17 protein-coding genes, 2 tRNA genes and 1 pseudogene are annotated in these 20,323 nt (G+C 57.0%); 2 read left to right on the forward strand and 18 right to left on the reverse strand.

Going from position 1 to position 20,323, the window contains the following annotated elements:
- Positions 1-70 precede the first annotated feature (70 nt).
- On the forward strand, positions 71-3,004 hold the full coding sequence (locus GJU48_RS20605; protein ID WP_094950188.1) for a DUF748 domain-containing protein: 2,934 nt from the start codon (positions 71-73) through the stop codon (positions 3,002-3,004).
- 290 nt (positions 3,005-3,294) lie between these two features.
- Here the strand turns inward: GJU48_RS20605 and GJU48_RS20610 are convergent.
- The 17 genes and pseudogenes from GJU48_RS20610 to rlmE all read right to left on the reverse strand — a co-directional run.
- Positions 3,295-3,507: pseudogene (locus tag GJU48_RS20610) on the reverse strand (BON domain-containing protein); the annotation flags it as partial.
- On the reverse strand, positions 3,503-3,886 hold the full coding sequence (locus GJU48_RS20615) for a BON domain-containing protein (protein ID WP_155296076.1): 384 nt from the start codon (positions 3,884-3,886) through the stop codon (positions 3,503-3,505). The pseudogene GJU48_RS20610 and the gene GJU48_RS20615, both read right to left, overlap by 5 nt.
- A gap of 284 nt (positions 3,887-4,170) precedes the next feature.
- Entirely contained in the window at positions 4,171-6,276 is a 2,106-nt protein-coding gene (gene pnp / locus GJU48_RS20620; RefSeq protein WP_094951715.1) for a polyribonucleotide nucleotidyltransferase, read from the reverse strand.
- Positions 6,277-6,470: 194 nt separating this feature from the next.
- Entirely contained in the window at positions 6,471-6,740 is a 270-nt protein-coding gene (gene rpsO, locus GJU48_RS20625) for a 30S ribosomal protein S15 (protein ID WP_003176135.1), read from the reverse strand.
- 115 nt (positions 6,741-6,855) lie between these two features.
- Positions 6,856-7,773, reverse strand: a complete 918-nt coding sequence (gene truB / locus GJU48_RS20630) for a tRNA pseudouridine(55) synthase TruB (protein WP_094951714.1) — start codon at positions 7,771-7,773, stop codon at positions 6,856-6,858.
- Positions 7,774-7,776: 3 nt separating this feature from the next.
- Complete coding sequence (gene rbfA / locus GJU48_RS20635) at positions 7,777-8,172, reverse strand: 30S ribosome-binding factor RbfA (protein WP_016973761.1); 396 nt, start codon at positions 8,170-8,172, stop codon at positions 7,777-7,779.
- A gap of 159 nt (positions 8,173-8,331) precedes the next feature.
- Positions 8,332-10,848, reverse strand: a complete 2,517-nt coding sequence (infB, locus tag GJU48_RS20640) for a translation initiation factor IF-2 (protein WP_094951713.1) — start codon at positions 10,846-10,848, stop codon at positions 8,332-8,334.
- A 27-nt stretch (positions 10,849-10,875) separates the two neighbouring features.
- Positions 10,876-12,357, reverse strand: coding sequence for a transcription termination factor NusA (gene nusA, locus GJU48_RS20645; protein WP_078739144.1), 1,482 nt, complete (start codon positions 12,355-12,357; stop codon positions 10,876-10,878).
- Between the two features lie 47 nt (positions 12,358-12,404).
- Positions 12,405-12,863, reverse strand: a complete 459-nt coding sequence (rimP, locus tag GJU48_RS20650) for a ribosome maturation factor RimP (RefSeq protein WP_032865935.1) — start codon at positions 12,861-12,863, stop codon at positions 12,405-12,407.
- 140 nt (positions 12,864-13,003) lie between these two features.
- Positions 13,004-13,080 (reverse strand) — tRNA-Met (locus GJU48_RS20655).
- Positions 13,081-13,176: 96 nt separating this feature from the next.
- Positions 13,177-13,262: transfer RNA gene (locus tag GJU48_RS20660), tRNA-Leu, on the reverse strand.
- A gap of 22 nt (positions 13,263-13,284) precedes the next feature.
- Positions 13,285-13,668 carry a preprotein translocase subunit SecG gene (secG, locus tag GJU48_RS20665; RefSeq protein ID WP_083356723.1) on the reverse strand — a complete coding sequence of 128 codons (384 nt, stop codon included), beginning with the start codon at positions 13,666-13,668 and terminating at the stop codon, positions 13,285-13,287.
- A 4-nt stretch (positions 13,669-13,672) separates the two neighbouring features.
- Positions 13,673-14,428, reverse strand: a complete 756-nt coding sequence (tpiA, locus tag GJU48_RS20670; RefSeq protein WP_083356722.1) for a triose-phosphate isomerase — start codon at positions 14,426-14,428, stop codon at positions 13,673-13,675.
- 66 nt (positions 14,429-14,494) lie between these two features.
- Positions 14,495-15,832, reverse strand: coding sequence for a phosphoglucosamine mutase (gene glmM / locus GJU48_RS20675; protein WP_094951712.1), 1,338 nt, complete (start codon positions 15,830-15,832; stop codon positions 14,495-14,497).
- A 16-nt stretch (positions 15,833-15,848) separates the two neighbouring features.
- Complete coding sequence (folP, locus tag GJU48_RS20680; protein ID WP_094951711.1) at positions 15,849-16,700, reverse strand: dihydropteroate synthase; 852 nt, start codon at positions 16,698-16,700, stop codon at positions 15,849-15,851.
- Between the two features lie 8 nt (positions 16,701-16,708).
- Entirely contained in the window at positions 16,709-18,619 is a 1,911-nt protein-coding gene (gene ftsH / locus GJU48_RS20685; protein WP_094951710.1) for an ATP-dependent zinc metalloprotease FtsH, read from the reverse strand.
- A gap of 200 nt (positions 18,620-18,819) precedes the next feature.
- Entirely contained in the window at positions 18,820-19,470 is a 651-nt protein-coding gene (rlmE, locus tag GJU48_RS20690; protein ID WP_065892263.1) for a 23S rRNA (uridine(2552)-2'-O)-methyltransferase RlmE, read from the reverse strand.
- Positions 19,471-19,576: 106 nt separating this feature from the next.
- Between rlmE and GJU48_RS20695 the strand changes: the two genes are divergently transcribed.
- Positions 19,577-19,885 (forward strand): YhbY family RNA-binding protein, encoded by a 309-nt coding sequence (locus tag GJU48_RS20695; protein ID WP_017139256.1) that lies wholly within the window; start codon positions 19,577-19,579, stop codon positions 19,883-19,885.
- A gap of 20 nt (positions 19,886-19,905) precedes the next feature.
- Here GJU48_RS20695 and GJU48_RS20700 read toward each other — a convergent pair whose 3' ends face one another.
- Complete coding sequence (locus tag GJU48_RS20700; RefSeq protein ID WP_094951709.1) at positions 19,906-20,310, reverse strand: MFS transporter; 405 nt, start codon at positions 20,308-20,310, stop codon at positions 19,906-19,908.
- Positions 20,311-20,323 lie beyond the last annotated feature (13 nt).

Here is a 20,323-nt window from a genome sequence, read left to right on the forward strand (position 1 = left end):
CCGGTACTTCGGAACCGAAATCCCGTGCCATACTCCAAGGCACTCTTGTTCTACATAGATGGCGTCACTCATGCCCAAAGGATTGATCCGCGCCGCTGGCGCCTTGTTGACCGCCCTGGCTCTGTACAGCTTGCTGGGCTTTCTGATTCTGCCGGGCATCGCCCTTCGCATTGCCAACCAACAGTTGGCCAATTACGCCACGGTGCCGGCACGCATCGAGCGAATCGAGCTCAACCCGTTCAGCCTGGAAGTTACGGCATGGGGCTTGAAGATCGGCGAACCGGGCAAGGAGCAGGTGGGTTTCGAGCGTCTCTACGCCAACCTGCAGATCGATAGTCTCTGGACCCGTGCGCTGCACCTGGCCGATGTGCAGCTGGACCAGCCCAAGACCGAGCTGCTGTTCGACAAGTCCGGCCAACTGAACCTTGCGCAGTTGTTCAAGCTGCCGCCGAGCGAGCCCACGCCGACTGACCCTAACGCCAAGCCGTTCCCGCTGCGCATCGACAGCATCAAGCTGGCCGGCGGCTATGTGCACTTTCAAGATTTGCGCCCCAGCGAACCGATCGAATTCCTTTACGACAAACTCGACTTTGAGCTGAAAAACCTCAGCACGCTGCCGGAAGACAATGCCAACATGACCTTGGTGGCCGCCGGCCCTCAAGGTGGGCAGATCGACTGGAAAGGCAATTTCAGCCTGATACCGATCACCTCCGAGGGCACGCTGAAAGTCACCGATGGCAAGATGAAAGCCTGGTGGCCATACGTGCGAGACGCGTTGCCATTGGTGCTGGAAGATGGCGTGCTGAATTTCAGCACCGACTACAAATTCAGCCTGGCCAAAGAAACCGAACTGAACCTGACCAACACCGCCGCCAGCATCGCGCCGTTTGCAATCAAGGCACCGGATGGCCGCCCATTGGTGCGCCTGGAACGCCTGGACGTCAGCGAAACCACGGTGGACCTGGCCAAGCAGCAGGTAGTGGTCGGCAAGATTCGCAGCAACAAGCTGGAAACCTGGGCCGCCCGCGAAGCCGATGGGCAGTTGGACTGGCAGAAACTGTTCGCCAGCCAACCGAGCAAACCGGCCAAGGCGCCGGAACCTGCCACCGCACCGGCGACAGCCGACTCGCCAAAGGCGCAGCCAACAGCACCCAGCAAACCTTGGCAAGTGCTGCTCAAGGATGTGCAACTGCGTAACTATCAGGTGCACCTGGCGGACCGCCAGGTCAAACCTGCGGTAGCGCTGGAGCTGGGCCCGTTGAATGTCGACGTGCAGAACTTCGACAGCCTGAACCAAAGCCCCTTTACCTTGAAAGTCGATACCGGCCTGGGCAAGCAAGGCAAGATCCAGGCAACCGGCCAGGTCAACCTCAACCCGATCAGCGCCAAACTCAAAGTGAATACCCAGGACATCGACCTGCGGGTCGCCCAGTCCTATATCAGCCCGTTCATTCGCCTGGAACTGCGCAGCGGCATGCTCGGCAGTAACTTGGATGTGAACCTTAAAAGCACTGAGCCATTGGCGCTCCAGATCACCGGCCGCGCTCAGGTCGATCAGTTACACACTCTGGACACCCTCAAGACCCGCGACTTCCTCAAATGGCAGCGCCTGGTGCTGGAAGGTGTGAACTATCAGCACGGCGACAGCCTGTCGATCGACAAGGTCAACCTGCTGCAGCCGTACGCGCGTTTCATGATCAACGATGACCGCACCACCAACATCGACGACTTGCTGATCCCGCAGCCCGCCGACAGTGGCGCCAAATCAGCGGCCAAGCCCGCGGCGAGTAAAGACAAGCCGTTGGGCATTCATATCGGCCAGATCGCGATCAATGACGGCTCGGCCAACTTCGCCGACTTCAGCCTCACACCCAACTTCGCCACGGCCATCCAGCAGCTCAACGGGCAGATCGGCACTATTGACAGTCGCCAGGCCAAACCGGCCACCGTCGATATCAAGGGCAAGGTGGATCGCTATGCGCCAGTGACCATCAAGGGCAGCGTGAACCCGTTTGATCCGATGGCGGCGCTGGATATCGCCACCAGCTTCAAGCGCGTCGAGCTGACCACATTGACGCCGTACTCCGGCAAGTTCGCCGGGTTCCGCATCCGCAAGGGCCGCCTTAATCTCGACCTGCACTATGTGATCACCAAGGGCCAGTTGAAGGCTGAAAACAAAGTGGTGGTTGAACAGCTGCAACTGGGAGAGAAAGTCGACAGCGCCGATGCCGTGGACTTGCCAATTCGCCTGGCAATCGCCCTGCTCAAGGACTCTGACGGCAAGATCTCCATCGAGCTGCCGGTGACGGGCGACCTGAACAACCCGCAATTCAGCGTGATGCCGATTGTGTGGCAGACCCTGCGTAACCTAGTGGTGCGCGCGGCGACGGCGCCGTTCAAGTTTATCGGCGGGCTGGTGACTGGCGGGGGCTCTGAAGACCTGGGCAATGTGTCGTTCGCCGCAGGCTCCAGCGAATTGAACAAAGACGCCGAAGGCGCGCTGAACACCCTGGCCAAGGCGCTGAAAGAGCGCCCTACCCTGCGCCTGGAAATCGAAGGCACGGCCGCTGCCAGCAGTGACGGGCCGTTCCTCGCCGCAGAGCGTCTGGAACGTGAATACCAATATAACTACTACAAGATACTCCAGCGCCGTGGCGATAAAGTCCCGGCCCAGGCTTCGTTGCTTGTCGTACCGGAGAAGGAAAAGGCGCCGCTGCTTGAAGGCATCTACCGTACACGCCTGAAACAACAACCACCGGCCGAATGGAAAGACCTGGGCAGCGATGATCGCACTGCGAAGCTGCGTGATGGGTTGATCAAGTTCTGGGGCGCCAGTGACGTCTTGCTGCGCCAACTGGGGCAAGACCGTGCCAGTGCTATCAAGGACTACCTGGTGGACAAAGGCCAGTTGGAAGATGACCGGGTGTACTTCATTGATGCCAACCTGGGGCAGGCGCAGAAGGATGGTCGGGTGGTGACGCCGATGCATCTGGATGCTGAGTAACACCTGAGCGGCACCATGCAAATGTGGGAGCTGGCTTGCCTGCGATGCAGACACCTCGGTCATTCAGTTGAATCGAGGTGTTGCTATCGCAGGCAAGCCAGCTCCCACGTTTGTTTTGGGTCGGCCTGGAGATTTTGTTTCTGCTCAGAATAGAACAGGCCCCGACACAAGTGCCGGGGCCTGTAATGACCACATCCGTGTGGTCGGTCGCATGAACTCCAGAGGTGCACCGGGTGGATATCTAACTCACCCTAAGCCGCCGCTTTACAGTTCAGACGAGACGTTAAGCGTTACTCTGCTTTCAGGCCATCGGCCGATACAGCTTTAACGCCTTTGATTTTCTTAGTGATATTTACCGCGGTAGTTTTCTGCGCTTCAGTCACTGCGACGGAAGAGGACAGGGACACTACACCTTTGTTGGTTTCGACTTTAATGTCGGTGCCAGGAATGCCTTTCTCGGTTACCAGGTCAGCTTTCACTTTGGTGGTAATCCAGGTATCAGGGCGCCTTTGTGTCGATGTTGTCGGCCTTAGTTGCGCCACCAGCCAGCAGGCCGTCAGCGGAAACAGCGGTAACACCTTTGATTTTCTTGGTGATCGCTACGGCAGTGGCTTTCTGCGAGTCAGAGATAGCAACTGTCGAGGACAGCGAAACCACGCCTTTGTTGGTTTCAACCTTGATGTCCGAGCCAGGAATACCTTTTTCAGTCAGCAGGTCAGCTTTGACTTTGGTGGTGATCCAAGTATCCGAAGTGGACTCTTTGGCTTTGGTCACTTCGCCAGCGGCCAGGGTCATTGGAGCTTGGGAAGTCTGAGCAAAGGCCACGTTAGCACCCATGGCCAGGGTCAGAGCGGTAGCAGTAGCGAGAGCGAACTTCTTCATACGAGTAACTCCTGTTTTATTGAAAGTCTGCAGTGGGTAAACCTTGATGCTGCAGCGTTAACAGGGATATTGCAGACACTGTGCCAACTCACAGATACGATATAAATCCTTTTAAAACAATGAGTTATGAAATATTAAAAAATCCGGAATCGTGCAACTTGCATGAAGAGGACCCTGCCTGCATGCAAGTTGCGGCTTTTGTATTTCTTTGAGCGCTGCGCAGATTGCTAGGTTTTCACACAGTCTGCGAAGGGTCCTTTTTTTCAGCTTAAGCCTACGGGTGTTTAAACGCCCGAAGCCTTGGCTGCTGCTACGTCCTTGATGGACAGCTTGATACGGCCGCGGTTGTCCACGTCCAGTACCAGCACTTCCACTTCCTGGCCTTCTTTCAGAATGTCGGTCACTTTCTCAACGCGAGCGTCGCTCAACATGGAGATGTGAACCAGACCGTCTTTGCCCGGCAGGATGTTGACGAATGCGCCGAAGTCGACGATGCGCTCAACCTTACCCACGTAGATCTTGCCGATCTCGGCTTCAGCGGTGATGCCCAGAACGCGCTGACGCGCAGCTTCTGCGGCTTCTTTGGTTTCGCCGAAGATCTTGATCGAGCCGTCGTCTTCGATGTCGATCGAAGCCTTGGTCTCTTCGCAGATCGCACGAATAGTCGCGCCGCCTTTACCGATAACATCACGGATTTTGTCGGTGTCGATTTTCATCGCGATCATGGTCGGAGCATTTTCCGACAGTTCGGTACGGGACTGACCAATGATCTGGTTCATCTGACCGAGGATGTTCAGGCGCGCGTCCAGGGCTTGGCCCAGAGCGATTTCCATGATCTCTTCGGTGATGCCCTTGATCTTGATGTCCATCTGCAGCGCGGTAACACCTTTAGCGGTACCGGCTACCTTGAAGTCCATGTCGCCCAGGTGGTCTTCGTCACCCAGGATGTCGGTCAGGATGGCGAACTTCTCGCCTTCTTTAACCAAGCCCATGGCGATACCGGCAACCGGCGCCTTCATCGGCACACCAGCGTCCATCAGTGCCAGGGAAGCACCGCAAACGGAAGCCATGGAGCTGGAACCGTTGGACTCGGTGATTTCCGACACCACACGAATGGTGTACGGGAACACGTCGGCGGCAGGCAGCATGGCTGCAATCGAACGACGGGCCAGACGGCCGTGACCGATTTCACGACGACCAGCACCACCCATGCGACCACACTCACCTACCGAGAACGGAGGGAAGTTGTAGTGCAGCATGAACGGGTCTTTTTTCTCGCCTTCCAGGGTGTCCAGCAGCTGTGCGTCACGGGCGGTGCCCAGTGTTGCAACAACCAGGGCCTGGGTTTCGCCACGGGTGAACAGAGCCGAACCGTGGGTCTTAGGCAGAACACCGACTTCGATGTTCAGAGGGCGTACAGTTTTGGTGTCGCGGCCGTCGATACGTGGCTTGCCGTTTACGATGTTTTCGCGAACGGTGCGGTATTCGATTTCGCCGAAAGCTGCTTTGACTTCGCTGGAAGAAGGCTGGCCTTCTTCACCGGACAGCTTGGCAACAACCTGGTCTTTCAGCTCACCCAGGCGAGCGTAACGATCGGCCTTGATGGTGATGGTGTAAGCCTGGGAGATCGCGTCGCCGAACTCGGCACGGATAGCGCCCAGCAGAGCAGTGGCTTCAGGCTGTGGGGCCCAGGTCCAGGTTGGCTTGGCAGCTTCAGCAGCCAGTTCTTTAACAGCGTTGATCACAACCTGGAACTCGTCGTGAGCAAACAGTACCGCACCCAGCATCTGGTCTTCGGTGAGCTCTTTGGCTTCCGATTCAACCATCAACACGGCTTCCGAAGTACCGGCAACGACCATGTCCAGGCTCGAAGCTTTCTGTTGTTCGTAAGTCGGGTTCAGCAGGTAGCCGGTGCTTTCGTGGAAAGCAACGCGAGCTGCGCCGATCGGGCCATCGAAAGGAATACCGGAGATGGCCAGGGCAGCCGAGGTGCCGATCATCGCAGCGATGTCCGGATCGGTCTTCTTGCTGGTGGAAACGACGGTGCAGACGACCTGCACTTCGTTCATGAAGCCTTCTGGGAACAGCGGACGGATCGGACGGTCGATCAGTCGGGAAGTCAGGGTTTCTTTTTCGGAAGGACGGCCTTCGCGCTTGAAGAAACCGCCAGGGATCTTACCGGCAGCGTAAGTCTTTTCCTGGTAGTGAACGGAAAGAGGGAAGAAGCCTTTGCTTGGGTCAGCGGTCTTGGCGCCAACAACGGTCACCAATACGGTGACGTCGTCGTCAACGGTGACCAGCACTGCGCCGGAGGCTTGACGGGCGATACGGCCTGTCTCGAGGGTAACGGTCGACTGACCGAACTGGAATTTTTTGATAACCGGGTTCACGGTGTCCTACCTTCTTTGTGGCTCTTGGGGAACTTGTCTTCTTGCGAAATTCTTGGGCAATGTCGGGAATCGGCCCGAGCCTGGTCCAGGGCAAAACGTGTATCCAGATAAAACTTGAGGCTGGGAGCCTGCCATGGGCCAGCGGGAATCCCACTGACACACGGCAGACAACCAACCTCTAGCGCAATCGCTGATTAGCGACGCAGACCCAGGCGACCGATCAGAGCCTGATAACGACCCAGATCCTTGCCTTTCAGGTAGTCCAGCAGCTTACGGCGCTGGTTTACCATGCGGATCAGACCACGACGGGAGTGGTGATCTTTACCGTTGGCCTTGAAGTGACCTTGCAGCTTGTTGATGTTGTGGGTCAGCAGTGCAACTTGCACTTCTGGCGAACCAGTGTCACCAACAGCTTGCTGATAGTCAGCTACGATTTGTGCTTTTTCTTGAACGTCGAGAGCCATGAGGCAATCCTTTTTTCAGGAAACCACCCAAAGGGCAGTCTCAACAGGCCAGGGACAAATCCCTGTATCTAAAAATGAGTGTTGACCGTGCCTGTTAACAGCCACACTCGTCCGGTCATTCTGACCGAATCAGTCGACGCGGCGCTATACGCCCGTCTTCGCTCACTTCACCGATACCGATGAAGCGACCGTTATGATCCTGTACCCGCACCATGCCGAACTTCGGAGCATCCGGGGCACGTACCGGCTGGCCGTTGAGCCAGTAGAACGCGCTGTGCTCCGAGAAGTGCAGCAATGGCCAATCCAGCAAACCGCTGTCCGATGGCATCAGGAAGCGATCAACTGCTTCATTGCCGCCTTCGGCGTGTACGGCCTCCAACTCTTCCAGCGTGACCGTCTGGGCCAGGCTGAAGGGCCCTGCCTGGGTACGTCGCAGTTCTGCAACGTACGCGCCGCAACCGAGCTTTTCACCAATATCTTCCACCAGGGTACGGATATAGGTGCCTTTGCTGCAGTCCACGGCCAAGCGGGCAGTGTCGCCTTCACAGGCGAGCAATTCCAAGCGCGTAATAGTAACAGAACGCGGTTCGCGCTCCACTACTTCGCCCGCACGTGCCAGCTTGTAAAGTGGCTGGCCATCACGCTTGAGCGCCGAGTACATCGGCGGTATCTGACTGATTTGCCCACGAAAACCCGGCAAAGCAGCTTCAATATCAGCACGACCAACGGTCACGTCACGAACCTGCAAAACATCACCCTCGGCATCGGCCGTGGTAGTGGTCTTGCCCAGCTGCATCAGGGTTTCGTAACCCTTGTCGGAATCAAGCAGGTATTGCGAGAACTTGGTCGCCTCACCAAAGCACAGCGGCAGTACACCGGTGGCCAAGGGGTCGAGGCTGCCGGTATGCCCGGCCTTCTCGGCATTGAGCAGCCAGCGGACCTTCTGCAAGGCGGCATTGGAGGTAAAGCCAATGGGCTTGTCGAGCAGAATAATGCCGCTGACGTTGCGACGGATACGTTTGACCTGAGCCACCGCTTACTCCTTGGCGTCTTCAGGTGTGGACGGGTGCTGGCTGTCTTCAGCCACGGCGCGTTCGATCAGGGCCGACAGGTGCGCACCACGCACGACGCTTTCGTCGTAGTGGAAGTGCAACTGAGGCACGCTGCGCAGCTTCATTTCACGGGCCAACTGCATGCGCAGGAAACCTGCTGCCGAGTTGAGCACCTTGATGCTTTGCGCGATTTCTTCGCTGCTGTCCTGCCCCATCACGGTGATGAAGATCTTCGCGTGACCTACGTCGCGGCTCACTTCAACCGCGGTGATGGTCACCAGGCCAACACGGGGGTCTTTGACTTCGCGACGGATCAGTTGGGCCAGCTCGCGCTGCATCTGATCGCCGATACGTTGGGTACGGCTGTATTCTTTTGCCATGTCTTGTTACCTGTTACTGCCACACGGTGAAACCCGTGGGGTCTGAAAGCGGCAAACGCCCGGCCTGACAAAAGCCAGACCGGGCGTTGCGTTTAGAGTCCGTACGCTGCGCGGGGCATTTGCATGCCCACACGCGGCGTGGCTCCTGAAGTGCGCGAGTTAGAGGCTGCGAGCAACCTGAACCTTCTCGTAGACTTCGATCTTGTCGCCAGCCTTGACGTCGTTGTAGCTCTTGACGCCGATACCGCATTCCATGCCGGCACGTACTTCGGAAGCGTCATCCTTGAAGCGGCGCAGGGATTCCAGCTCGCCTTCGAAGATAACGATGTCTTCACGCAGTACACGGATTGGACGGTTACGGTGCACAACACCTTCGATAACCATGCAACCGGCGATCGCGCCAAATTTCGGCGAGCGGAACACGTCACGCACCTCGGCAACACCCAGGATATTCTCCCGTACGTCGCTGCCAAGCATGCCGGTAAGGGCTTTCTTGACGTCTTCGATAATGTCGTAGATGACGTTGTAGTAACGCATGTCCAGGCCTTCCTGCTCGACGATCTTGCGAGCGCCAGCATCGGCACGCACGTTGAAGCCGAACAGTACAGCGTTGGAAGCCAGTGCCAGGTTGGCGTCGGACTCGGTGATACCACCGACACCGCCACCGACAACGCGCACTTGCACTTCGTCGTTACCCAGGCCATTCAAGGCGCCGTTCAACGCTTCGAGCGAACCACGGACGTCAGATTTGAGGACGATGTTGAGCGTCTTCTTCTCTGCCTGGCCCATGTTTTCGAAGATGTTTTCCAGCTTGCCGGCGTGAGCACGGGCCAGCTTGACTTCGCGGAACTTGCCTTGACGGAACAGAGCCACTTCACGGGCTTTCTTCTCGTCAGCAACCACGCTCATCTCGTCGCCAGCGTCCGGGGTACCGTCCAGGCCGAGAATCTCGACAGGGATGGAAGGACCGGCTTCTTTGATTGGCTTGCCGTTCTCGTCGAGCATGGCACGTACACGGCCGTAGTTCGAACCGACCAGCACCATGTCGCCTTGGCGCAGGGTACCGTCTTGAACCAGAACGGTTGCAACCGGGCCACGACCTTTGTCGAGACGCGATTCAACCACAACACCGCGACCCGGGGCCGATGGAGTTGCTTTCAGTTCGAGTACTTCAGCTTGCAGCAGAACCGCTTCGAGCAGCTCGTCTACACCGGTACCGACTTTCGCCGAAACCGAAACGAACGGCGTATCACCGCCCCACTCTTCGGAAGTCACGCCGTGAACCGACAGCTCGCTACGGATGCGATCGAGATCAGCGCCCGGCTTGTCGATTTTGTTCACTGCAACAACCAGTGGAACCCCTGCGGCCTTGGCGTGCTGGACAGCTTCAATGGTCTGCGGCATCACGCCGTCGTCCGCTGCAACTACCAGGATCACGATGTCAGTCGCCTTGGCACCACGGGCACGCATTGCGGTAAACGCGGCGTGACCTGGGGTGTCGAGGAAGGTGACCATGCCGCGTTCGGTTTCAACGTGGTAGGCACCGATGTGCTGGGTGATACCGCCGGCTTCGCCAGCAGCTACCTTGGCACGACGGATATAGTCGAGCAGGGAAGTCTTACCATGGTCAACGTGGCCCATTACGGTCACGACTGGCGCACGGGAGAAGGTTTCACCTTCAAACTTCAAGGACTCGGCCAGGGAATCTTCCAAGGCAGTGTCGCTGACCAGGGTCACTTTATGGCCCAACTCCTCAGCCACGAGCTGAGCAGTTTCCTGATCAAGCACCTGGTTGATAGTCGCTGGAGTACCCAGTTTGAACATGAACTTGATGATTTCAGCAGCCTTGACCGACATCTGATTGGCGAGATCGCCAACAGAAATGGTCTCGCCGATCTGCACATCACGCACGACAGGGCCGGTTGGGCTCTGGAAACCGTGGGCGTTGCGTTTTTTCAGCTTGGCCTTGCCGCGACCACCACGACGGAAGCCATCGCTTTCTTCGTCGGTAGTACGTGGAGCAACGCGTGGAGCAGGCGCTTTCTCTTTGACCGAGGCACGATGCGGAGCGTTTTTGCGCTCGCCATCAGCACCACCACCGCGACGATTGTTATCGTCGGCACGTGGCTTGTCCGGACGACGAGGTTCGTCGCGCTTGCGAGCGTCTGCTGCAGGAGCAGGTGCAGCGGCAACCGGAGCGGCCTCACGCACAGCTTCAACAGGAGCGGCGACCGCTTCAGTACCAGCAGGTTGCGCAGCAGTAGGCTGGCGACGCGCTTCTTCTTCGGTGCGACGCTTGGCTTCTTCTTCAGCCTTCTGACGAGCAGCATTTTCTACTGCGCGACGTTCTTCCAGTTCGCGTTTGCGCTCGGCTTCGATTTCTTCCGGGCTGCGCTGTACGAAGACTTTCTTCTTGCGTACTTCAACGCTGATGCTCTTGCTACCAGCAACACGCAGGGTGCTGGTGGTTTTGCGCTGCAATGTAATCTTGCGCGGTTCTTCCACTTTCGCCTTGTGGCTGCTCTTCAAGTGAGTCAGCAAAGACTGCTTCTCACTATCGCTCACACCTTCATCGGCGGCGGTGTGCGGCAGACCTGCCTCACGCATCTGCTGCAACAGGCGCTCTACCGGTGTTTTGACCTCATCGGCCAGTTGTTTCACCGTGACTTGCGTCATGCACTTCTCTCCTCAGGCCGCGCCTAGTTACTCGAACCAATGGGCTCGGGCGGCCATGATCAACTTGCCGGCACGATCATCGTCAATGCCGTCGATGTCGAGCAGATCGTCAATAGACTGCTCGGCCAGGTCTTCGCGGGTAATTACGCCGCGCACCGCCAGTTCCATCGCCAAATCCTTGTCCATACCCTCAAGCGAGAGCAGGTCTTCGGCCGGATGGGCGTCTGCCAGCTTTTCCTCAGTAGCGATGGCTTTAGTCAACAAACGATCCTTGGCCCGAGCGCGAAGCTCGTTGACGGTGTCTTCGTCAAAGCCGTCGATGTTGAGCATTTCTTCCAACGGTACGTAGGCAATCTCTTCCAGGCTGGTGAAGCCTTCATCTACCAGTACCTGCGCCAGGTCTTCGTCGACTTCCAGCTCGTCGATGAAGTTGCGCAGGATGTCACCGGTTTCAGCTTGCTGCTTAGCCTGGATGTCCGATTCGGTCATCACGTTCAGGGTCCAGCCGGTCAGTTGGCTGGCCAGACGCACGTTCTGACCACCACGACCAATGGCCTGAGCCAGATTGTCTGCGCCAACGGCGATGTCCATTGCATGGGCATCTTCGTCAACGATAATTGCCGCCACTTCAGCTGGCGACATGGCGTTGATCACGAACTGCGCCGGGTTATCGTCCCACAGGACAATGTCCACACGCTCACCGCCCAATTCGCCCGACACTGCCTGGACGCGTGAACCACGCATACCAATGCAAGCGCCCTGCGGGTCGATGCGTTTGTCCTTGGAACGGACCGCGATCTTGGCGCGCGAACCCGGGTCGCGGGACGCAGCCATGACTTCGATCAGGCCTTCGGCAATTTCCGGCACTTCGATACGGAACAGCTCGATCAGCATTTCCGGCGCGGTACGCGACAGGATCAACTGCGGGCCGCGGTTCTCGGTGCGGATTTCCTTGAGCAGCGCACGCAGACGCACGCCGACACGGAAGGTTTCGCGAGAAATGATGTCTTCGCGGGCCAGCAACGCTTCAGCGTTATTGCCCAAGTCGACGATCACGTTGTCGCGGGTAACTTTTTTCACGGTGCCGGAGATGATCTCACCCAGGCGCTCGCGATAAGCGTCAACGACTTGAGCGCGCTCGGCTTCGCGAACCTTCTGCACGATGACCTGCTTGGCGGTCTGTGCAGCAATACGGCCGAATTCGATCGACTCGATCTTTTCTTCGACGACATCACCGACATTGGCGCCAGGATGCGTTTCGGCAACCTTGCTTGGCCAAGTTTCGATGGCCGGATCATCAAGATCGGCTTCTTCGACGACCGTCCAGCGACGGAAAGTCTCATAGGCACCGGTGTGGCGGTTGATTTCCACACGCAGATCAACTTCGTCTTCAAAACGCTTTTTGGTAGCAGTGGCCAAGGCCAGCTCCAGCGCTTCAAAAATCACGTTTGCCGGTACGCCCTTTTCATTGGATACCGACTCAACAACCAGCAGTACTTCTTTGCTCATCGTACGCCTCGCCTTTCGCAAGCCATTGGATCCGCGGGATCCGCGTCTCAGTCAAAACTGGGAATAATGTTGGCCTTGTCGATCATATCGATCGGCAACAGGAATTCATGGTCTTCTACCTGCACCACGACATCCTGTTCTTCTACACCGCGCAGAAGGCCCTGAAAGTTGCGTCGCCCTTCAAAGGGAGAGCGCAGCTTGATCTTCACTTGTTCACCGGCAAATTTTGCAAACTGATCAATAGTGAACAGTGGGCGTTCCATGCCAGGCGAGGAAACTTCAAGGGTGTACTCAACGGCGATTGGATCTTCAACATCCAGCACACCGCTGATCTGACGGCTGACAATGGCACAATCGTCCACCAGCACGCCGCCCTCTTTATCGATATAAACGCGCAACATTGAGTGGCGACCTTGAGCCGAAAACTCAATACCCCAGCATTCATAGCCTAGGGCCACGACCACCGGGGCCAACAAGGCCTGCAACTCTTCTAGCTTGCTCGACACCTGAACCCCCTCGTGCATGTATGTGCATGCTGTGCAAAATAAAAAAATGGGCGAAACGCCCATCCTTGAAACGCCGTCGAACAGCGGCGTTGAAAGTGTCCAGCTAACAAAAAGCCCCTTAAAAGGGGCTCCGCTAAAACTGGTTGCGGGGGCCGGATTTGAACCGACGACCTTCGGGTTATGAGCCCGACGAGCTACCAGACTGCTCCACCCCGCGACAAAGCTGGGGCGGAAGTATACGACCGATCCTTTACAGGGTCAATGTAACCTTCCACCTACAAGAAAGCCCGCAACAGCGGGCTCTCCTGATAATTGGTACCGAGAAGGGGACTCGAACCCCTACACCCTATGGGCACAACCACCTCAAGGTTGCGTGTCTACCAATTCCACCACCTCGGCAATACAGCGCTTACAACCCTTCTTACTTCTGCTCTTGAGCTGGAGGTACGTCAGTCGCTGGAGTAGCCGACTTTTGCTCTTGAAGCACCGGGACATCATCAGAAGCCGGTTTTGCTTTTGGTACTTCCAACACTGCTGGATTTGGGAGACCTACTTGAGTCAGCACATGAGCTTTCTCTTTAGCATAGTAACCTAACCCCAAGCTGGTTATGAAGAAACCGGCGGCAAGTATAGCAGTAAACTTACTAAGAAAGGTAGAGGAACCTTGGCTTCCGAATACAGTATTTGAAGCACCTGCACCGAAAGACGCACCAGCATCCGCACCTTTACCCTGTTGCAACAAAACCAGGGCAATTACGCCCAGGGCAGCCAACAGATGAAAAACGACTACGACTGTTTCCAGCATTTTTTCAGTTTCCCGCGGCGCGACAGATCGCACCGAACTCATCTGCATTCAGGGAAGCTCCACCAATGAGCCCCCCATCGATATCCGGCATGCCGAACAGTTCGACCGCATTGGCCGCCTTCACGCTGCCGCCGTATAGAAGCCGCACACCTTGTGCGATTTCAGAATTCTCTGCCGCCAACTGCGCGCGGATGGCTGCGTGCACATCCTGCGCCTGTTGCGGTGTAGCAGTCAGCCCGGTGCCAATGGCCCAGACCGGCTCGTAAGCAATTACTGCCTTTGCAAATGCACCAACACCCAACTCCTCGATGATGCTGCCCAGCTGACGCGAGACAACTTCAAGAGTCTTGCCCGATTCACGCTGCTCAAGAGTCTCCCCTATGCACAACACTGGAATCAGGCCACAAGCCTGTGCTGCTGCGAACTTGCGATTGAGTGTCCCATCACGTTCGCCCATCATTTGACGGCGCTCGGAGTGCCCGACAAGCACATAGGAACAACCCGCATCTACCAACTGACTCGGCGAAATCTCACCGGTCAACGCACCTTGCATGGGCTCCACCGCAGAATTCTGCGCGCCGACCTGAATCGACTTACCTTTCAAGCCATCAACAACCTGGTTGATATGCAAGCAAGGCGGAAAAACCGCGACATCAACACCGCTAGGCAAGGCCAAGTGACGAAGGCCGTTTATCAGCTCAGCGACACTGGCGCGGGTACCGTGCATCTTCCAGTTACCAGCTACCATAGTGCGACGCATGCTGTACCTCGTCGGTCAAAGTGGGCGCAGATGTTACCCAACCACATCATCACTGGCAAGCCGAATTCAGGCGGAAATTTCAGTTACCAGTTTTGCCAGGTCCTCGGCATGGCCGCGAACCTGTGCTTCGTCTTCACCTTCGACCATGACACGCACCAAAGGCTCTGTGCCGGACTTGCGCAGCAACACCCGCCCACGCCCCGCCATTGCCTGGGTCACGCGCTCGCAGGCGTCTTTGACAGCAGGGTGCTCGATCGGGTTTTCACCACCGGCGAAACGCACATTGAGCAGAACTTGCGGGCACTTGCGCAGCGCCTGACGCGCCTGAGCGAGACTCTCTTCGCGACGACGCAAGGACAGCAACACTTGCAGCGCAGCAATAATGGCATCGCCCGTGGTGGTGTGCTGGAAGCAGACAACATGCCCAGAGTTCTCACCACCCACCTGCCAGTTACGCTCCAGCAGCTCGGCGATTACATAGCGGTCACCGACATTGGCGCGAACAAATGGGATCCCCAGCTCTGCCAAGGCCAGCTCAAGCCCAAGATTGCTCATCAGCGTACCGACGACACCACCTTGCAGCTTGTTACGCTCATGCAGATCGCGAGCAATGATAAACAGCAAGTCATCGCCATCAACAACAGTACCGGTGTGATCCACCATCAACACGCGGTCACCATCGCCATCAAAGGCGATACCCAAGTCAGCATGCTCAGCCAGAACGGTCGCCTGCAGTTGCTCCATATGGGTGGAGCCGCAGTTATCGTTGATATTCAAACCATTCGGCTGGGCCGACAGCACTGTCACGTCGGCACCCAGCTCTTTGAATACACTCGGAGCGACCTTGTAGGTTGCACCGTGCGCACAATCGACGACGATCTTCAGGCCGGCAAAATTGGTGCTGGTCGGCACGCTGCTCTTGCAGAATTCGATATAACGACCAGAGGCGTCGTTGATGCGCGAGACCTTACCCAGCTTGCTGGACTCGACCACGGTCATCGGTGCATCCAGCAGCTCTTCAATCATCAGCTCGATCTCGTCCGGCAGCTTGGTGCCCTGGCCCGAGAAAAACTTGATGCCGTTGTCATCATGGGGATTGTGCGAGGCACTGATCACGATACCGGCTTCAGCGTGAAAGGTACGCGTCAGGTAGGCGATCGCCGGTGTCGGCATAGGGCCCAGCAGCATTACATCAGCACCGGCGGCGGATAAACCTGCCTCCAGCGCCGATTCAAACATATACCCCGAAATCCGGGTGTCTTTGCCTACCAGGATGCGGCACGCGCCCATGCTGCGGAACGCCATGCCTGCCGCCCAACCCAGCTTGAGCATGAAATCAGGAGTAATCGGGAATTCGCCGACACGGCCACGGATACCGTCGGTGCCAAAATATTTTTTAGTCATAAGTGCTCCATCATTCTTATTCGGCTGATTCTACAGCAGCAAGCATACGCACCACATCGACCGTCTCGGCGACGTCATGCACACGCAAAATACGCGCACCTTTGGTCACGGCCAGCGCCGCCAGCGCCAGCCCACCGTACAGCCGCTCACCTACAGGACGGCTCAAGGCCAGCCCTATCATGCTCTTGCGCGAAACGCCGACCAAAAGGGGCCGACCAAGGGCATGCAAGGCTTGCATATGCTTGAACAGGCTTAAATTGTGTTGAAGGGTCTTGGCGAAGCCAAACCCGGGATCGAGGATGATCTTTTCGGCAGCAATCCCCACCTTGACGCACTGAGCAATCCGTTCAGCAAGGAACCCGCTCACTTCGCCAACGAGGTCATCGTAGTGCGGGCTGTCCTGCATATTGCCGGGCTCTCCCAGCATATGCATCAGGCACACCGGCAGACCGGTTGCCGCCGCAGCATCCAGGGCGCCGTCGCGCTGCAGCGAGCGGACGTCATTGATGAGCCCCGCCCCCAGACGTGCCGTCTCACGCATCACGGCTGGGGTGGATGTATCGACCGATATGATTACGTCCAACTCGCGAGCAATAAGCTCGACTATCGGCGCCACGCGCTCCAGCTCCTCGACAGGAGAAACAACACGAGCGCCAGGGCGAGTCGACTCGCCGCCGACATCAATCAACGTTGCGCCAGCCGCCACCATCGCTTCGGCATGACGCAATGCGGCATCCAACTGGCTGAAACGGCCGCCGTCAGAAAAGGAATCAGGGGTTACATTAAGAATGCCCATGACATGTGCATGGGCCAAATCAAGAACCCGGTTGCCGCAAGGCAACCGGGTGGAGGACAACGCAGAAGTCATTTCAAACCTTAGAGGTCAGCTGCCGGGCCGCCGATCGGGGTTTCAGGACGTTCGTTCTGAACCACTGGCGGAGTGCCAGAAGTACCTGAACCGCCTTCCCAATCGCGAGGCTCACGAGGTGTACGACCTGCCATGATGTCGTCGATCTGGTCGGCTTCAATGGTTTCGTACTTCATCAGCGCATCAGCCATGGCATCCAGCTTGTCGCGGTTGTCGGTCAGGATCTGCTTGGCCGTGCCGTAGCACTGGTCAATGATACTGCGCACCTCGGAGTCGATCAGCTTAGCTGTCTCACCGGAGAAGCTGGCGGCTTGACCGCCACCGCCACGACCCAGGAACACTTCGCCTTCTTCCTCGGCATACATCAATGGGCCAAGTTTTTCCGACAAGCCCCACTTGGTCACCATGTTCCGTGCAATCTGGCTGGCACGCATGATGTCGTTGGAGGCACCGGTGGTTACACCGTCAAAGCCCAGGGTCATTTCTTCAGCAATTCGACCACCGTACAGCGAGCAGATCTGGCTGATCAGTGCACGCTTGGAGAGGCTGTAACGGTCCTCTTCCGGCAGGAACATAGTGACACCCAGCGCCCGACCACGAGGGATGATCGACACTTTGTAGACCGGGTCATGCTCAGGCACAACGCGACCCACAATGGCGTGACCAGCTTCGTGATAAGCGGTGTTCTGCTTCTCTTTTTCGGACATGACCATCGATTTGCGCTCGGCGCCCATCATGATCTTGTCTTTCGCCAACTCGAACTCTTTCATTTCCACGATGCGCTTGCCGGTACGGGCTGCGAACAACGAAGCCTCGTTCACCAAGTTGGCCAGGTCGGCACCGGAGAAACCTGGAGTACCACGGGCAATCACGGCCGGCGCAACGTCGTCACCCATTGGCACTTTGCGCATGTGCACTTTCAGAATCTGTTCGCGACCACGGATATCCGGCAGGCCAACCACAACCTGACGGTCGAAACGACCTGGACGCAGCAGCGCTGGGTCGAGTACGTCAGGACGGTTAGTCGCAGCGATGACGATGATGCCGTCATTCATTTCGAAGCCGTCCATCTCTACCAGCAACTGGTTGAGGGTCTGTTCACGCTCATCATGACCACCGCCCATGCCGGCACCACGATGGCGACCAACGGCGTCGATTTCATCGATGAAGATGATGCATGGCGCGTGCTTCTTGGCCTGTTCGAACATATCGCGAACGCGGCTGGCACCCACACCGACGAACATCTCGACGAAGTCAGAACCGGAAATGGTGAAGAAAGGCACCTTGGCTTCGCCGGCAATTGCCTTGGCCAGCAAGGTTTTACCGGTACCCGGAGGACCGACCATCAGCACACCGCGAGGAATACGGCCACCCAGGCGCTGGAACTTGCCCGGATCGCGCAGGAATTCAACCAACTCGCCCACTTCTTCCTTGGCTTCATCGCAACCTGCAACATCAGCCAGGGTGGTCTTCACCTGATCTTCGGAGAGCAGGCGCGCCTTGCTCTTGCCGAAGCTCATCGGCCCGCCCTTGCCTCCCGCACCACCTTGCATCTGGCGCATGAAGAACATGAACACGGCGATAATCACCAGGATCGGGAAGCTGGCCACCAGGAGTTGAGTCCAGATGCTCTGCTGCTCAGGCTGCTTGCCTTCAACGACTACGTGGTTATCCACCAGGTCGCCGATCAGACCGTTGTCCTGGATTGCCGGACGAATGGTCTTGAAGCTATCGCCATCGCTGCGCTTGCCGGTGATTACGTAGCCATCAACCGCTACGCGCTCGACCTTGCCATCCTTAACTTGCTGGATGAAGTCGGAATAGTTGAGGGTCTGCGGCTCATTAGGGCTGGAGAAGTTGTTCATCACCGTCACCAGGACAGCCGCGATGATCAACCACAGGATCAGATTCTTTGCCATATCGTTCAATTAACTACCCTCTGAAGCAAGCTCCGCTACTGGCGCGCGCTTCGCATGATATTCACCGGCCTAACTTACTACATTACCTACAACTCTGGCAGGCGCCGTCTGTAACCCTTTGTGAAACTTTGACTACACAATATTCGTAAAGCTTCGTGACGAAAGCGACATAAAAAAACCTATCGCCCTCCTCGAATTTCTCAAAAACGCTCTTCGCTCGCCGCGCCTTCGACACCGCGGAACCCACGGCACAGCAGGTACTGCTCTCGAGACCTGTCCCGTGAAGAGTCAGGTTTACGCGTCTGCACCTTATCGAACAGCTTGCGGATGTTCTTGTGGTACTCGTCAAAACCTTCGCCTTGGAAGACTTTCACCAGAAAATCACCACCAGGACGCAAAACCCGACCTGCCAGATCCAGAGCCAATTCACAAAGGAACATCGCTCGCGGCATATCGACGGCCGGTAATCCACTCATATTGGGGGCCATGTCGGAAATCACAAGGTCTACCTGCGAATTTCCCACGGCTTCGAGGATCTCTGCGAGCACGGTGTCCTGGGTGAAGTCACCATGAACAAAGGTCACATCCGGGATGCTGTCCATTTCCAGGATGTCGGAAGCAATCAAGCGGCCCTGCCCACCAATCAGACGACTGGTCACTTGGGACCAGCCACCGGGGGCCGCGCCAAGATCAATAACGCTCATGCCCGGACGAATCAATTTGTCCTTGTCCTGGATCTCCAGCAGCTTGTAGCTGGCCCGCGAACGGTAGCCGTCCTTTTGCGCCTTTTTGACGTAAGGATCGTTGAAATGCTCTTGCAGCCACTTAAGACTAGTTTTGGAACGGGCCACGGGCCACCTCGAAAAATAAAACGGGTCGTGATTAACTGGGCGGTCCCGGACTCGCTCGGGTAAACTGGCCGCCGCTTTTTACAAGATCAGACGCAGGGGTCAGATTATGCCGCTCACTCAAGAGCAGAAGAAACAGTACAAATCCATTGGCCACCATCTGAAACCAGTTCTGATTGTGGCAGACAACGGTTTGACTGAAGGTGTGTTAGCCGAACTTGAACGCGCATTGGGCGATCACGAACTGATCAAGATCAAGGTCAACATCCTTGACCGCGAAGCGCGTTTGGCCGCCATTGCAGAACTGTGCAAGGTCGGCAAAGCGGACCTGGTTCAGGTCATCGGCAAGATGGCGCTGCTGTATCGCAAGAACTTCAGCGTCAACAAGCAACTGTCGAACGTACACCGCTTCAAGTAGCTTTCAAATGACAACAAGGGTCACGGGCGCGCTTCGCGCGCCCCGCCACTCCACCCAGGCGCCGGCTGTATAACCAGCACCAGGCCGGAGAACCCTAGCACAAGATAGCTGAATAGCTGCCAGCGCAACGCTTGCGGCAGCCACACATGCACCACGCAGAACATTGCACATGCATACAGCGCCATCAACAGCAGCTGGCCGCGAATATCCCGCCACAAACTCTCCAAGCCTTCGGCCTTGATCAGCACCAGCACTTGGAGCGTCACGCACGCCGCCGCAAAAACCACCAGCAGCGCACTTAGCAATCCGTCGATCTCATCGATCAGCAACGGCGCCAGGCCAATCAGGCCCAGCGTCGGTAATATACCAATGTGTAACAACCACACGCCGCCCACCCAAAGCATCTGGGCAAGCTGCCAAAGCATGGCGCCCGCATGA

The organism is Pseudomonas sp. IB20 (assembly GCF_009707325.1).
In the GTDB taxonomy this organism is placed as follows: domain Bacteria; phylum Pseudomonadota; class Gammaproteobacteria; order Pseudomonadales; family Pseudomonadaceae; genus Aquipseudomonas.